This is a genomic window from Mycobacterium sp. B14F4 (assembly GCF_039871645.1).
GTDB lineage: Bacteria > Actinomycetota > Actinomycetes > Mycobacteriales > Mycobacteriaceae > Mycobacterium.
Genome location: NZ_JBDPMF010000003.1, coordinates 362,225 through 375,947 on the forward strand (window position 1 = coordinate 362,225; position 13,723 = coordinate 375,947).

The 13,723-nt window shown below is 68.4% G+C and carries 16 protein-coding genes; 12 read left to right on the top strand and 4 right to left on the bottom strand.

All coding sequences use genetic code 11. From position 1 onward, the window contains the following. Positions 1-9: 9 nt before the first annotated feature. Positions 10-909, bottom strand: a complete 900-nt coding sequence (locus ABGB19_RS11580; protein WP_347686083.1) for an oxygenase MpaB family protein — start codon at positions 907-909, stop codon at positions 10-12. A gap of 79 nt (positions 910-988) precedes the next feature. On the opposite strand from ABGB19_RS11580, the gene ABGB19_RS11585 reads away from it, so the two are divergent. Further along, positions 989-1,609, top strand: coding sequence for a TetR/AcrR family transcriptional regulator (locus ABGB19_RS11585; RefSeq protein ID WP_347686084.1), 621 nt, complete (start codon positions 989-991; stop codon positions 1,607-1,609). An 11-nt stretch (positions 1,610-1,620) separates the two neighbouring features. On the opposite strand, the gene ABGB19_RS11590 is transcribed toward ABGB19_RS11585, so the two are convergent. Further along, positions 1,621-2,196, bottom strand: a complete 576-nt coding sequence (locus tag ABGB19_RS11590; RefSeq protein WP_347686085.1) for a VOC family protein — start codon at positions 2,194-2,196, stop codon at positions 1,621-1,623. A gap of 88 nt (positions 2,197-2,284) precedes the next feature. Between ABGB19_RS11590 and ABGB19_RS11595 the strand changes: the two genes are divergently transcribed. From ABGB19_RS11595 to ABGB19_RS11620, 6 genes are all read left to right on the top strand, one after another. Beyond that, positions 2,285-2,908 (top strand): TetR/AcrR family transcriptional regulator, encoded by a 624-nt coding sequence (locus ABGB19_RS11595; protein WP_347686086.1) that lies wholly within the window; start codon positions 2,285-2,287, stop codon positions 2,906-2,908. Then, positions 2,905-4,047 carry an alpha/beta hydrolase gene (locus ABGB19_RS11600; RefSeq protein WP_347686087.1) on the top strand — a complete coding sequence of 381 codons (1,143 nt, stop codon included), beginning with the start codon at positions 2,905-2,907 and terminating at the stop codon, positions 4,045-4,047. Before ABGB19_RS11595 ends, ABGB19_RS11600 begins: the two co-directional genes overlap by 4 nt. After that, complete coding sequence (locus tag ABGB19_RS11605) at positions 4,044-5,027, top strand: 2-hydroxyacid dehydrogenase (protein WP_347686241.1); 984 nt, start codon at positions 4,044-4,046, stop codon at positions 5,025-5,027. The genes ABGB19_RS11600 and ABGB19_RS11605 overlap by 4 nt, the downstream gene beginning before the upstream one ends. Before the next feature lie 9 nt (positions 5,028-5,036). Then, positions 5,037-7,229 (top strand): acyl-CoA dehydrogenase, encoded by a 2,193-nt coding sequence (locus ABGB19_RS11610; protein ID WP_347686088.1) that lies wholly within the window; start codon positions 5,037-5,039, stop codon positions 7,227-7,229. A 62-nt stretch (positions 7,230-7,291) separates the two neighbouring features. Further along, on the top strand, positions 7,292-7,570 hold the full coding sequence (locus ABGB19_RS11615; RefSeq protein WP_347686089.1) for a hypothetical protein: 279 nt from the start codon (positions 7,292-7,294) through the stop codon (positions 7,568-7,570). Positions 7,571-7,606: 36 nt separating this feature from the next. Further along, positions 7,607-7,918: a hypothetical protein gene (locus ABGB19_RS11620; protein WP_347686090.1), complete on the top strand. Its 312-nt coding sequence runs from the start codon at positions 7,607-7,609 to the stop codon at positions 7,916-7,918. A 78-nt stretch (positions 7,919-7,996) separates the two neighbouring features. Here ABGB19_RS11620 and fadD2 read toward each other — a convergent pair whose 3' ends face one another. Beyond that, positions 7,997-9,706 (bottom strand): long-chain-fatty-acid--CoA ligase FadD2, encoded by a 1,710-nt coding sequence (gene fadD2 / locus ABGB19_RS11625; protein ID WP_347686091.1) that lies wholly within the window; start codon positions 9,704-9,706, stop codon positions 7,997-7,999. A 47-nt stretch (positions 9,707-9,753) separates the two neighbouring features. Here fadD2 and ABGB19_RS11630 point away from each other — a divergent pair, with 47 nt between their 5' ends. From ABGB19_RS11630 to ABGB19_RS11645, 4 genes are all read left to right on the top strand, one after another. After that, positions 9,754-11,025: a DNA polymerase domain-containing protein gene (locus ABGB19_RS11630; RefSeq protein WP_347686092.1), complete on the top strand. Its 1,272-nt coding sequence runs from the start codon at positions 9,754-9,756 to the stop codon at positions 11,023-11,025. Between the two features lie 120 nt (positions 11,026-11,145). Further along, positions 11,146-11,556 (top strand): STAS domain-containing protein, encoded by a 411-nt coding sequence (locus tag ABGB19_RS11635; protein ID WP_347686093.1) that lies wholly within the window; start codon positions 11,146-11,148, stop codon positions 11,554-11,556. A 157-nt stretch (positions 11,557-11,713) separates the two neighbouring features. Next, positions 11,714-12,265: a TetR/AcrR family transcriptional regulator gene (locus ABGB19_RS11640; RefSeq protein ID WP_347686242.1), complete on the top strand. Its 552-nt coding sequence runs from the start codon at positions 11,714-11,716 to the stop codon at positions 12,263-12,265. Beyond that, positions 12,241-12,612, top strand: a complete 372-nt coding sequence (locus ABGB19_RS11645; RefSeq protein ID WP_347686094.1) for an NYN domain-containing protein — start codon at positions 12,241-12,243, stop codon at positions 12,610-12,612. Before ABGB19_RS11640 ends, ABGB19_RS11645 begins: the two co-directional genes overlap by 25 nt. Here the strand turns inward: ABGB19_RS11645 and ABGB19_RS11650 are convergent. Then, entirely contained in the window at positions 12,596-13,231 is a 636-nt protein-coding gene (locus ABGB19_RS11650; protein ID WP_347686095.1) for a TIGR03086 family metal-binding protein, read from the bottom strand. The genes ABGB19_RS11645 and ABGB19_RS11650 overlap by 17 nt on opposite strands. A gap of 51 nt (positions 13,232-13,282) precedes the next feature. On the opposite strand from ABGB19_RS11650, the gene ABGB19_RS11655 reads away from it, so the two are divergent. Continuing rightward, positions 13,283-13,717 (top strand): MarR family transcriptional regulator, encoded by a 435-nt coding sequence (locus ABGB19_RS11655; RefSeq protein WP_347686096.1) that lies wholly within the window; start codon positions 13,283-13,285, stop codon positions 13,715-13,717. The last annotated feature ends 6 nt before the right edge of the window (positions 13,718-13,723 follow it).

Here is a 13,723-nt window from a genome sequence, read left to right on the forward strand (position 1 = left end):
CCTGAACGGTCACACCAGGGGACGCCCGGTGCGGACGCGCCAGTCCAGATCCTTGAGCAGGTAGTTGAACGGGAACTGCCGCACGAAGCGCGGCATCAGGCTGTTGATCCGGCCGAGTGCGGCCATCGCCTGGTTGAACCGGCGCTGCTTGGCAGCGCTCCACGGCAGGCCCATCTCCTCCCGGAACCGGGGCGGCAGAAAGCCCGTCGTGATGAACAGGTTGACGGCGTCCGTCCGCTTCTGCAGCCATGCGGGCGCCTTGAGGTTGCCGATGCGACCCGCCGCGATCGGCCAGAGGTACTCGCGGACCGCGTCATCGATGTGGACGAGGTCCAGCGACTGCTGCCAATACTCGTCGAACGCCTTACGGTCGGCGGGCCACATCTCGGCGGGCACCTGCAGGGTGGTGCCCAGCGCCATGCCCTCCCGGTAGTGGCGGTCGGCGGTCGCATCGTCCATCTCGCCGACGAAGATCCGGTAGACGTCGATGAAACCCTTGTACAGGCAGGCTGCCACCCACAGCTGCAGCTCCTTGTCGAAGGCGTTGTAGGACACCGGATCCTCGGGCCTCGAGTACACCTCGGCGTGCGACCTGTTCACCGCTCGGCGATACGTCGCCTTCTGCTCGTCGGTGCCGGCCAGCGCGACGGCGAGATAGGTGAACGTGGTCCTCGCCCGCTTGATCGGATGCCGGTCGGCGCGGCCACTCTCGACGCGGCTGTCCTTGACGCCGTAGCCGACACCCGGCCGGGCCAATTCCATGATCACGTTGGCCGCGCCGGAGAGCAGCCCGATGCCCAGCGTCGCGTCATCGGACGACGCCATCGATCGCGGTGGTCGTCGCCCGCCGGGCAGGGCGGGGTCGTTGATCGGGCGTGCGACGTGATCGATCGGCTCGGAGACCGCCATTGGCCACCCCTGTCAGAAATCAGGAAACGCGTGTTTCCTGATATTGCCCGGCCCGCTGGACAGGTGTCAAGATGGCGTGATGCCCCAGGTGCGCCCCTACCGCGGCGTCGACGCCGCCGAACGCTTGGCGCAGCGCACGCGCCGCCTGCTCGACGCGGGCCTCGACCTGCTCGGCGGCGGCAACCGGGACCCGGCTGAACTGACGGTGCGGGCCATCTGTGCCCGGGCCGGCCTCGGCGTCCGGTACTTCTACGAGAGCTTCACCGACAAGGACGACTTCGTCGGCCGGGTCTACGACTGGGTGATCGCCCACATCGCCGCCACCACGCAGGCCGCCGTCGCGGCGGCGACTCCCGGCGAACAGGCCAACGCCGCGATGGCCAACATCGTGCGCACCGTCGCCTCCGACGCCCGGGTGGGTCGCCTGCTGTTCAGCGTCGAGTTGTCGAACACGGTGATCGTCCGCAAGCGCGCCGAGTCCACGGCGCTGTTCGCCGCACTGTTGCTCGCGCATGCGGGCAGCCTCGGCGCCGAGGACACCGCCGTCACGAAGGCCTCCGCACACTTCGCGGTCGGCGGGGTCGGCCAGACGATCAGCGCATGGCTGTCCGGCGACCTCGACCTCGACGAGGAAGGACTCGCCGACCTGCTGGCGGCGACGCTCGACGTGCTGGCCGCCCCGCCGACCGGCGGGGCCTGAACCCGCGAACGTCAGGCCGTCACCCGCGGACGGCGGTCGGCCGCGGTCTTCGGTGCCGTCTCGGTATCGGCCTCGGTGAATTCCTTGGTCCAGCAAGCGAACTCGAGGGTGATGCCGTCGGGGTCGAGGAAGTAGAACGATCGCACGTACACACCGGGGTGCACCGTCGGCGACACCTGCGCGGGGCTCTCGTCGTGGTTCAGCACCGGACCGACACGCACGCCCTTGTCCTTGAGGCGCTGCCGGTACTCGTCGAACTTCTCCGCGGGCACATGGAATGCCAGGTGGTTCATGGTGCTGACGGCGCTGACGATGTCGCCGATGCCGGGAATGGCCTCGGGCGAGGAGATGCCGGGGACGCGGTCGGGCGCATCGGCGAACCAGAAGAACGCGACGCAATCGCCGTTGCCCGCATCGAAGAAGAAGTGCTGCCCCATACCGCCGGGCAGGTCGAGCGACTTGATCAGCGGCATGCCGAGGATGTTGCTGTAGAAGTCGACCGTCCTGGCCATGTCCGAGCACACCAAAGCGACATGGTTGATGCCGCCGAGCTCGAACTCGCGATTCGGGTTGTCGGGTCTGATCATTCGGCGCCTCCTCGGGCGGAAGTCTGGCCAAGACCGCAAACTGAATCTAACATCAGGTTCAGTTGCGATCAATGGTCGAGGAGAGGCCGTGACCGTCAGTCCGCGTGTTCCGCTGCCGACCGTTCGCGGCAGGCAGACCCAGGCCGCCATCGATGCCGCCGCCCGAGCGGTGGTTGCGCGCAAAGGCATTCTGGCGACGACGATCGCGGACATCGCCGCCGAGGCGGGCCGGTCCACGGCCTCGTTCTACAACTACTACGACTCCAAGGAGGCGATGGTCCGGGAGTGGGCCGTGCGGTTCCGCGACGAGGCCCGCGAACGCGCCCGCGCCGCCGCCCAGCCGGGCCTGTCCGACTGGGAGCGGTCCTACCAGGCGGCGGCGGCCCACTGGCACACCTACCGCAACCGGCTCGCCGAGATCATCAGCGTGTCGCAGCTGGCGATGGTCAACGAGGATTTCGCCGATTACTGGAACGAGATCTGCGCCTTGCCGATCTCCCTGATCACCCGGATGGTCGAACACGCTCAGCGGCAAGGCTTCTGCGACGGCGACGACCCCCACCTGATCGCGGTGGCGCTGGTCTCGATGCTCAACCAGTTCTGCTATCACCAACTGTCCGGCGACAAGGCCGCTTCCGTCGACGACGACGCCTGTGTGGCGACCTTGGCCACCATCTTCTATCGGACCATCTACCTCCGGGCGGCGGCATGACCAGAACCTCGGCGAGTACCGGCGCTCCTGGCGTCACCCGGGAGTTCGTCGGCCTCGACTCTCCCACCGCCCGGCGGGCGGGTGCGGGCGGGCATCCGTGCCAGGGTCTCTACCACCGCGGCGTCGGCCGCAAACCGAAGGTCGCGATGATCGCGACGCACTACCAGATCGACTTCTCCGAGCACTATCTCGCCGACTACCTGGCCACCCGCGGCATCGGATTCCTGGGCTGGAACACCCGCTACCGCGGGTTCGAGAGCAGCTTCCTGCTCGACCACGCGCTGGTCGACATCGGGGTGGGAGTGCGCTGGCTCCGCGACGTTCAGGGTGTCGACCACGTTGTACTGCTCGGGAATTCGGGCGGCGGATCGCTGATGTCGGCGTACCAGGCGCAGGCCGTCGACCCGAACGTCACCCCGCTGCCCGGGATGCGCCCGGCGGCCGGGCTCGGCGACCTGCCGCCCGCCGACGGCTACGTCGCCACCGCCGCCCACCCCGGAAGGCCCGACGTTCTCACCGCGTGGATGGACGGCGCCGTCGTCGACGAAAACGACCCGGTGGCAACCGATCCCGACCTCGATCTGTTCGACGAGCGCAATCGCCCACCGTATCCGCCGGAGTTCGTCGAGCGTTATCGCTCGGCACAGCTCGCGCGCAACCACGCGATCACCGACTGGGCGGAGGCCGAGCTCAAGCGGGTGCGCGCGGCCGGGTTCTCCGACCGCCCGTTCACCGTGCTGCGCACGTGGGCCGACCCGCGCATGGTCGACCCCACGCTGGAGCCGACGAAACGGCCCGCGAACACGTGCTACGCCGGAGTTCCTGTGCAGGCCAACCGGTCCGCGCGCGGCATCGCGGCGGCCACCACGGTGCGCAACTGGCTCGGCATGTGGAGCCTGCGGCACGCGCAGACCCGCGCCGAGCCCCACCTGGCGCGGATCACCTGCCCCGCCCTGGTCATCAACGCCGACCAGGACACCGGCGTGTACCCGTCGGACGCCAAGCGCATCTTCGACGCGCTGGCCGGCAGCGACAAGTCGCAGACCTCGATCGACACCGACCACTACTTCACCACCCCCGGCGCCCGCACCGAGCAGGCTGACATCATCGCCAGGTGGATCGCGAAACGGTGGCGATAAGGGTCCTGGCGCATTTCGTTCCCGGTGACAAGGTGACGGCGCTCCTCGCACCCGAAGCCGACTGGCTCGACATCCGGTACTGCGCCGAGGACGACGACGCCACGTTCTACCGGGAGCTTGCCGAGGCCGAGGTGGTCTGGCACGTGCTGCGGCCACTGTCGGCGGACGACCTCGCCGATGCGCCGCGCTGCCGCTTGGTGCACAAAATGGGCGCGGGGGTCAACACCGTCGACGTGGGTGCCGCGACCGAACTCGGTATCGCTGTCGCCAACATGCCCGGCGCCAACGCGCCGTCGGTCGCCGAGGGCGCCGTGCTGCTGATGCTTGCCGCGCTGCGCAGGCTGCCCGAGCTCGACCGCGCCACCCGCGAAGGCAGGGGCTGGCCGTCGGACCCGAGCCTCGGCGAGACGGTGCGCGACATCGGCGGCTGCACGGTGGGGCTGGTCGGTTACGGCAACATCGCCAATACCGTCGAGGGGTTCGTCGCGGCGATGGGCGCCCGAGTCGTGCACACCAGTACCCGCGACGACGGGCACCCGGGCTGGCGCTCACTGCAGGCCCTGCTGGCCGATAGCGACATCGTCTCGCTGCATCTGCCGCTGACCGAACACACCGCAGGGCTGATCGACCGCACCGCGCTGGCGCGGATGAAACCCGATGCGGTGCTGGTCAACACCAGCCGGGGTCCGATCGTCGACGAGGCGGCACTGGTCGACGCCCTGCGCGGCGGCCGGTTGGCCGCCGCGGGCCTCGACGTCTTCGCGACCGAACCGGTGGCCGCCGACAATCCGCTGCTGCGACTCGACAACGTCGTGCTCACCCCGCACGTCACCTGGTACACCGCCGACACCATGCGGCGGTATCTGCAGCACGCGGTGGACAACTGCCGCCGCCTGCGGGACGGCGGTGCGTTGGCCAACGTCGTGAACGGTATCGTGGTTCCCAACCGACCGGTTAATAGGGACACTCCGTCACAGTGAGGTGCAGGTATGCCCATCGCGATCAACCCTGAGCACAACGACCTCGCCGATTCCGTGCGCTCCTTCGTCGCGCGGGTCGCCCCGTCGGACATGCTGCACGAGGCGCTGGAGACGCCGATCTCCAATCCGCCACCGTTCTGGAGGGCCGCTGCCGAGCAGGGACTGCAGGGCGTACACCTGGCTGAATCGGTTGGCGGACAAGGCTTCGGCATTCTCGAGCTGGCAATCGTCGTCGCCGAATTCGGCTACGGAGCGGTCCCGGGTCCCTTCGTCCCCTCGGCGATCGCGAGCGCGCTGATCGCCGCGCACGACCCCGACGCCAAGGTGCTGAACGACCTCGCGTCCGGCGAGACCATCGCGGCGTACGCGATCGACTCGGGCCTGACCGCCACCCGGCACGGTGACGGGCTGGTGATCCGCGGTGAGGTGCGCGCCGTCCCCGCCGCCGAGCAGGCGTCGCTGCTGGTGCTGCCGGTCGCCATCGACAGCGGCGAGGAGTGGGTCGTGCTCGACGCGGAGACGCTCGAGATCGAACCGGTCAAGAGCCTCGACCCGCTGCGGCCCGTGGCCCATGTGCGCGCCAATGCGATCGAGGTCGCCGACGACCGCGTGCTGGGCAACCTGAGCCGCCCCCTGGCCCGCGCGCTGATCTCGACACTGCTGTCCGCCGAGTGCATCGGCGTCGCCCGGTGGGCGACCGACACCGCGTCGGCGTACGCCAAGATCCGTGAGCAGTTCGGCAGGCCGATCGGGCAGTTCCAGGCCATCAAGCACAAGTGTGCGGGGATGATCGCCGACACCGAACGCGCGACCGCCGCCGTGTGGGACGCCGCTCGCGCGATCGACGAGCATCGCGAAAGTGGCGCGCAGGAAAGCGCTTTCGAGTTCGCCGCCGCCGTGGCCGCGACTCTGGCCCCCGAGGCCGCGCAGCACTGTGCACAGGACTGCATCCAGGTGCACGGTGGTATCGGGTTCACCTGGGAGCACGACACCAACGTCTACTACCGTCGCGCATTGGTGCTGGCGGCCGGTTTCGGCAGGCACGCGGACTACCCGCAGCAGGTCGTCGACGTCGCCACCAGCACGGGCATGCGCAAGCTCGACATCGACCTCGATCCCGAAACCGAGAAGCTGCGCGACGAGATCCGCGCGGAAGTCGCAGCGCTGAAAGACATTCCGCGTGAAGAGCGCATCACGGCGATCGCGGAGGGCGGCTGGGTGCAGCCGCACCTGCCCAAGCCGTGGGGCCGGGCGGCCGGACCGGTCGAGCAGATCATCATCGCCCAGGAGTTCGAGACCGGGCGGGTCAAGCGACCGCAGATGGGAATCGCGGCCTGGATCATCCCGTCGATCGTGGCGTTCGGCACCGAGGAGCAACAGCAGCGCTTCCTGCCGCCGACGTTCCGCGGCGAGATGATCTGGTGCCAGCTGTTTTCCGAGCCGGGAGCGGGTTCGGACCTGGCCAGCCTGTCCACCAAGGCCACCAAGGTCGACGGCGGCTGGCGCATCACCGGCCAGAAGATCTGGACCACCGGAGCGCAGTACTCCGAGTGGGGTGCGCTGCTCGCCAGAACCGACCCAAGCGCGCCGAAACACAATGGCATCACGTACTTCCTGCTCGACATGAAGAGCGACGGAGTCGAGGTCAAGCCGCTGCGCGAGCTGACCGGCAACGCGATGTTCAACACGGTGTTCATCGACGACGTGTTCGTGCCCGACGACATGGTGCTCGGCGAGGTCAACCGCGGCTGGGAGGTCAGCCGCAACACGCTGACCAACGAGCGGGTGTCGATCGGCAGCAGCGAACCGCCGTTCCTGGCCAACCTCAACGGCTTCGTCAAGTTCCTCCAAGACGGTCAGTTCGACCAGATCGAGCAGAACCACGCGGGCCGGCTGATCGCGGAGGGGCACGCCGCCAAGGTGCTCAACATGCGCTCGACGCTGCTGACGCTGGCCGGTGGCGACCCGATGCCCGCCGCGGCGATCAGCAAGCTGCTGTCGATGAAGACCGGTCAGGGCTATGCGGAGTTCGCGGTGTCATCGTTCGGAACCGACGGCGCGATCGCCGACTCCGAGCAGTTGCCGGGCGTGTGGTCGGAGTACCTGCTGGGCAGCCGCGCCACCACGATCTACGGCGGTACCACCGAGGTCCAGCTCAACATCATCGCCGAGCGGCTGCTGGGGCTCCCGCGCGACCCGTAAACCCCTTGCCACCAGGCGTACCATCGGATTAAGCGGTTGCCGACGAGCGTTTGGTGGTAGTGATGAGCAACCTCGTACATCGCATAGTTCGCATCGTCGTGGCCACTGCCGCGGCGCTGAGTCTTCTGGTCGCCCCGTCGATGCTGATCGACCAGTCGACCCCTCGCTCGGACGCCGCGCCGTGCTACCCCGGCATCATCCCCGGCAATCCGTGGGTGCCGTCGTGCAATTTCGGGCCCCGCCAGAGAAAGGTGCGCGGCGGCGCGCCGGATCAGACCGCGGTGATCGCGTGCCGCGGCATCCCCGGCTGCCTGTCGTGGTACGTCAACGGCCCCTGGTGACCGTTTGAGCGGGCGGCTTACGGCAACCCGACGATCATGACCGATGACGTCGAGAAGCGCTGGGACCGACCCGGCACCTTCCGCGCGGCGGCGATCTACGCGGGAGTCGTCGTGGCGCTGGCCGCCCTCGCGTTCGCCGTCTACGCGATGATCTCGAAGACCTCGGTGGTGGCGGCGTCGACCGTGCCGGCGATCCTGTTCGTCGGCGGCGTTGGCGCGTTCGTACGGACCTACCGACTGTGGAAGGCCGAAGAAGTCTGGGTCGCTTGGCAGGGCGCCGGGTGGTTCCTGCTGATCCTCATGCTGGTGTGCCTGTCGATACCCGGTGCCGCCATGATGGCCGGCTAGTTATGCTTCGCCGATTTCTGCATGAGGGTTGTTGGATTTTTCGATTCACGACCCTCATGCAGATCTCGCGGCGGCAAGCTAGTTATCGACTTCCATGTCCCGCAGCTCGCGCTTGAGGATCTTTCCCGTCGGGTTGCGCGGCAGCTCGTCGAGGAAGACCACCTCGCGCGGCACCTTGTAACGCGCCAGATTTTCCCGCACGTAGTGCTTGACGGAGTCCTCGTCGAGGCTGGCACCCTCGACCTTGACCACGAACGCGCGCAGCCGGTGACCCCACTCGGAGTCCTCGACGCCGAGCGCGGTCGCCTCGACCACCTCGGGGTGGCCGCTGATCAGGTCTTCGACCTCTGCGGGGAAGACGTTCTCGCCGCCCGAGACGATCATCTCGTCGTCCCGGCCGCTGACGTAGAGCAGGCCGTTCTCGTCGAAGTAACCGACGTCGCCCGACGACATCAACCCGTCGATGATCTGCTTGTGTCCGCCGCCGGTGTAGCCCTCGAACGGGAAGAAGTTGCCGACGAAGATCCGTCCCACCTCACCCTGGGGCAGTTCGTTGCCGTTGTCGTCGAGGATCTTGACCTTCACCCCCTTGACCACGGGGCCGACCGTGGCCGGGTTGATCGCCAGGTCCTCGGGCCTGGCGATGGTCGCGTACGCGATCTCGGTGGACCCGTAGAGGTTGTAGACCACCGGACCCAGCGTCTTGAGCGCCCGCTGCGCCAACTCCGCACCCAACTGCGACCCGGACACGAACACGATCCGCAGCGACGACAGATCCGGCTTGCGCTCCATGCCGTCGAGCGCATCGAGCATGCGCGACAACATGACCGGGACCACCACGACCGCGGTCACCTTGTGCTTCTCGATGTCCTCCAGCACGGTCGCCGGCTTGAAGCGGCGCCGCAGCACGAGCGTCGTGCCCAGCATCATCGCGATGGTGGCGTGCAGGAAGCCCAGCGCGTGGAACATCGGCGCGGGCAGCGACGTGACCTCGCCGCCCTTGAACGGCACATGCGACATCACGCCGCCGATCGGCGCCAATGTCGGCGGAGTACTTCTGTTGGCGCCCTTGGGAGTTCCGGTCGTCCCACTGGTCAGGATGATGATCGACGAGTGCTTGGTCGCCTTGGGCGCGGGCGAACCGGAGCTGCGGTTGACGAAGTGCTCGAGCGTCTCGTCGGTGCTTCCCGCGGGCTCGTCGCCGGAGGCGGAGGCCGACGATTGATCTCTGTCGGGGTTGACGCCGAGCGCCCGCAGCCTGCCCAGCGGCGGGTCGGCCTTCGCCACCGCCTCGCAGTACTCGTCGTCGTAGATGATCAGCTGGGCGCCCTCGCGTTCGGACACCTCCTTGATCTGCGGGCCGGAGAACTCGCTGTTGAGCAGGATGATGCGGGCGCCCGCCCGGGCCGCACCGTAGACGGCGACCAGGAACCAGCGGTGATTGCGCGCCAGGATCGCGACGCCGTCGCCACCCTTGACCCCCTTCTCCAGGAGGCCGTTGGCGACGGCGTGCGCGGCGTGGTCGAGTTCTTCGAAGGTCATCTCACCGAAGTCGTCGATGACCGCCGTGCGATGCGGGGTCCGGCGCGCGTTGAGCGCAGGGATCATGCCGAACTCGCCCCAGCGCCGGATGTCGGCGAGCATCGCGGCGATGTTCTGCGGCGGTTCGAGCTTGAACGCGCCGGCGCCGAACATCTTGGCGGCGTAGTGCAACTCCGCCGATCCGCGTTCGGCGAGCTGCTGGGCCTTGGCGACGGCCTGCGACGGGAGATCGGTGAGCTTGACCATGAACCCACAATATGTGACCGGCGTCGCACCGCGGCCGGGAAACTACCATGACAACCATGGCCGCACCCCGGTATCTGGAGGTCGACGGCCTGCAGGTGCCCATCACCAATCCGGACAAGGTGGTGTTCGGTGACATCGGGCTCACGAAGGCGGACCTGATGCACTACTACCTCAGCGTCGCCGAGGGTGCGCTGCGCGGCGTGCGGGACCGGCCGATGACCCTCAAGCGGTTCGTCAAGGGCATCTCCGAAGAGGCCGTCTTCCAGAAACGGGCGCCGGAGAAACGGCCGGACTTCGTCGACGTCGCGGAGCTGAAATACGCGTCCGGCACGTCGGCCAAGGAGGCGGTGCTGCACGATGCCGCCGGCCTGGTGTGGGCGGTGAACCTCGGCTGCGTCGACCTCAACCCGCACCCGGTCCGCGCCGACGACCTCGCGCATCCCGACGAGCTGCGGGTCGACCTCGACCCGATGCCTGGCGTGGCATGGCCGCAGATCCTCACCGTCGCGATGGTGGCCCGTGAGGTGCTCGAGGACCACGGGCTGACCGCGTGGCCGAAGACGTCCGGTTCGCGGGGCTTTCACGTCTATGCCCGCATCGAGCGCCGGTGGCCGTTCAAATTCGTCCGGCTGGCCGCCCAGGCGGTGGCCCGTGAGGTCGAACGGCGCGCGCCCGACATCGCGACCGCGCGGTGGTGGAAGGAAGAGCGCGAGGGCGTCTTTGTCGACTTCAACCAGAACGCGTTCGACCGCACCGTCGCCTCGGCCTACTCGGTGCGTGCGACGCCGGACGCCCGGGTGTCGACCCCGCTGTCGTGGCCCGAGGTTCCCGGCTGCCGGCCGGAGGAGTTCACCGTGGCCACCGTGCCGAACCGGTTCGCCGAACACGGCGATCCGTGGGAAGGCATGGACGACGCGGCGGGTTCGCTGGACGAATTGCTCGACCTGGCCGACCGGCTCGGTCCCGCCGAGAAGGCGCCGCGCGGGCGCCGCGCACGCGAGGAGCAGAAGTCAGATAAGAAGGGCACCGGCCGCAGAGAATCGGTGAAGCCGCTGATCGAGATCGCGCGCACCAAGACCAAGGACGAGGCGATGGCCGCGCTCGACGAGTGGCGGCGACGTTACCCGTCGGTAGCCGAAAAACTCGAGCCCGCAGATGTTCTGGTTGACGGCATGCGCGGCCCCAGTTCGATCTGGTATCGAATCCGGATCAACCTGCAGCATGTGCCGCCGGCCGAGCGGCCGCCCCAGGAGGCGCTCCTTGCCGACTACTCACCCTGGGAGAACTACTCCGGGCCGCAGTGGATGCGGCGCGGCTGAAGGGTTTGCTGTGCCCGGCGTTTCCGCTTCCTTACCAAAGTATTAGCCGCCGCTCCCGGTTGCCTTAGATTGGCGCCTTAACTTGGGTGACAGGTCGAGGTGCTTCGAGGGGAGGCAGTGATGTACGGCAATCCGACATTCGACTGCGCAGGCGCCCAGCTTCACGCGGTCTGCCGGCAGCTCGCCGCGGTAGTGACCGTCGACGGGATGATCGACGACGCGAACATCGAGCGGGTCAGCGCGGTGGCACGCCGCTTCGTGCTCGCCGAGAAGCCCTTCGTGCTCGATCTGAGCGGCGTGACTTCGCCATCGGCGCAATGTGTTTCGCTGCTCTACGACATCGACGAGAGCTGCTTCCACGCCGATGTGGAGTGGTCGGTCGTCGCGAGCGAACCCGTCCTGCGGGTGCTGCGCGCGTCCGGCGCGGACTTCCCGATCAGCGAGTCGGTGCCGGACGCCCTGCATCATTTCGCCGACAGCATCGACCAACGCCGGCGACTGCTGCCGCTGTTGACCAAGAAGACGGCATAACGGAAGGCCGGTCACAACGTGCTCATCGATATTCGCTGGCTCGGTTTCCTGCTGGGCCGTCGGCACACGGCGCCCAAGCGCGCCGCCTCCGCCGCGCACTGACATCCCGTCGACACCCCGCCGGGGACGTCCTCGCAGTACCGAGGCGCACGACGCGATTCTCAATGCCACCCGCGCCATCCTCGTCGAGGACGGCTATGCCGACGTGTCGATGGACCGCGTCGCCAACCGCGCCGGCGTCGGCAAGCAGACCGTGTACCGGCGGTGGTCATCGAAGGCGCCGCTGGTGGCCGAGGCGATCATGGACGCCTATCGGGCAGGCGGTGGGCTGGAACTTCCGGACACCGGCGACCTTGCCGCCGATCTGAAGTCCTGGCTGACCGGGCACATCAGCGCGCTCGCCTCCGCGGAGAGCTCCGCGATGATCCGGGCGCTGGCCGCCGCCGCCGCCGAGGACCGGCGCGACGGCGAGGCGCTCTACCGCCAGCTGACCGGTCCTCAACGCGACGCGGTGCTGCAGCGGCTCCGCAGCAGCGCCGACGCCGGTCAGATCCGGCGCGATGCCGACCTCGCTGGGGTCGCGGATGCGATCATCGGCACGATCCTGTACCGCGAATTGGCGCGCCAGGGGGACTCGGACAACGCGGGCTTCGACGGCCTGGTGGATGTCCTGATCGGCGGACTGTGCACTGGATCGTCGACGGCATGAACGTGATCGGGTCCCGCCCGGACGGTTGGTGGCGGAACCGCGATCGGGCCATGGCCGCGCTGGTATCGCACCTCGAGCAGTGGAAGCCGCCGGGGGACGACGTCACGGTCGTGTTCGAACGCGCGCCGTCGCCGCCCATCGAGTCATCGGTGGTCACGGTGGCGCACGCCCCAGGGGCAGCGGCGAACGCGGCCGACGACGAGATCGTGCGGATGGTGTGCAACGCCGACGATCGCGCCGGCCTCTGCGTCGCGACCTCGGATCGCACGCTCGCCGAACGCGTCAGCGCGCTTGGCGCATCGGTCTACCCGGCGCGCCGCCTGCGCGATCTCATCGATCCGCGCTGACCCGCTCGGGCCGCCAGTCCGGTGAGCGGCCGAGATGGGTGAGCACTCGGTCGAGGTCACTCGCCCCGTCGACCGGCGCCAGGGCGTGGGCGAACGGCGAATTCGGCGTGTCGCGCACCTCGGTGTCCGGGACGGCCAGCGCCACGGGAAGCACCGCAGCTTCAACCTCGGGCGGCAACGCGAACGGCACACCGATACTTCGTGCGACGTCCCAGCCGTGCACGACGTAGTCGACGAAATGGAACCCGATCGCCATCGCGCCGGGAACCGTTGCGCCGGGACCAAATTCGGGCATCGCGAAGGACACGTCGAGCACCCCGTCGGCCCCGAATGCCTCCAGCACGTCGGCGGCGGCCGCGGCGTACGCCCCGGCCGGATCGGCGGCCACCGCGGCGGCCACCGTGGCCGGGTCCCACAGCGACAGGTCGGCGCCGTTGCCGCGCGCGGCCGCGGCGAACCCGTTGTGCTGCACGGTCATATGCGCCAGCAGGTCGCCGAGATTCCAGCCGGCACACGGTGTCGGCCGGCCGAGGTCGCCGATCGCCACCTGTGAGACGACGTCGACGGAGGCGGTCACGGCCGCTCGATGGAAGGGCCGAATATCATCATTAATATGCATATGCTTACGATAAGCAGATATAGATAATTACGCAATGCCTAATATCGTCTCGTGCCGCCGAAGCCCCGACGCCCGGACCTGGCGGCGATGCTGGCTCCGCTCATCCGTCGACTCATCGCCGCCGAGGGCCCCGTGCTGGCTGCGCACGGCCTGTCGATGTGGGGTTACAGCGTGTTGTGCGCGCTCGACGAGGCGCCGGTGCGAACCCAGGCCGCGCTGGCCGAGGCCATCGGCGCCGACAAGACGCGCATCATCGGGACCCTCGACGAGTTGCAGGACGGGGGCTACATCGAGCGTCGACCCGACCCCGCCGACCGGCGTGCCCGCCTGCTCGCGATCACCGACGCCGGCCGTGCGCTCAAGGACGCCGTGCAGGACGAGATCCAGCGCGGCGAGGAACGCTACCTGTCGGTGCTGTCGGCCTCCGAGCGGCGCGTGTTCCTGCGCGCGCTGCACGAGATGACGCGCGTCGACGAGACCCCATAGGGTCTA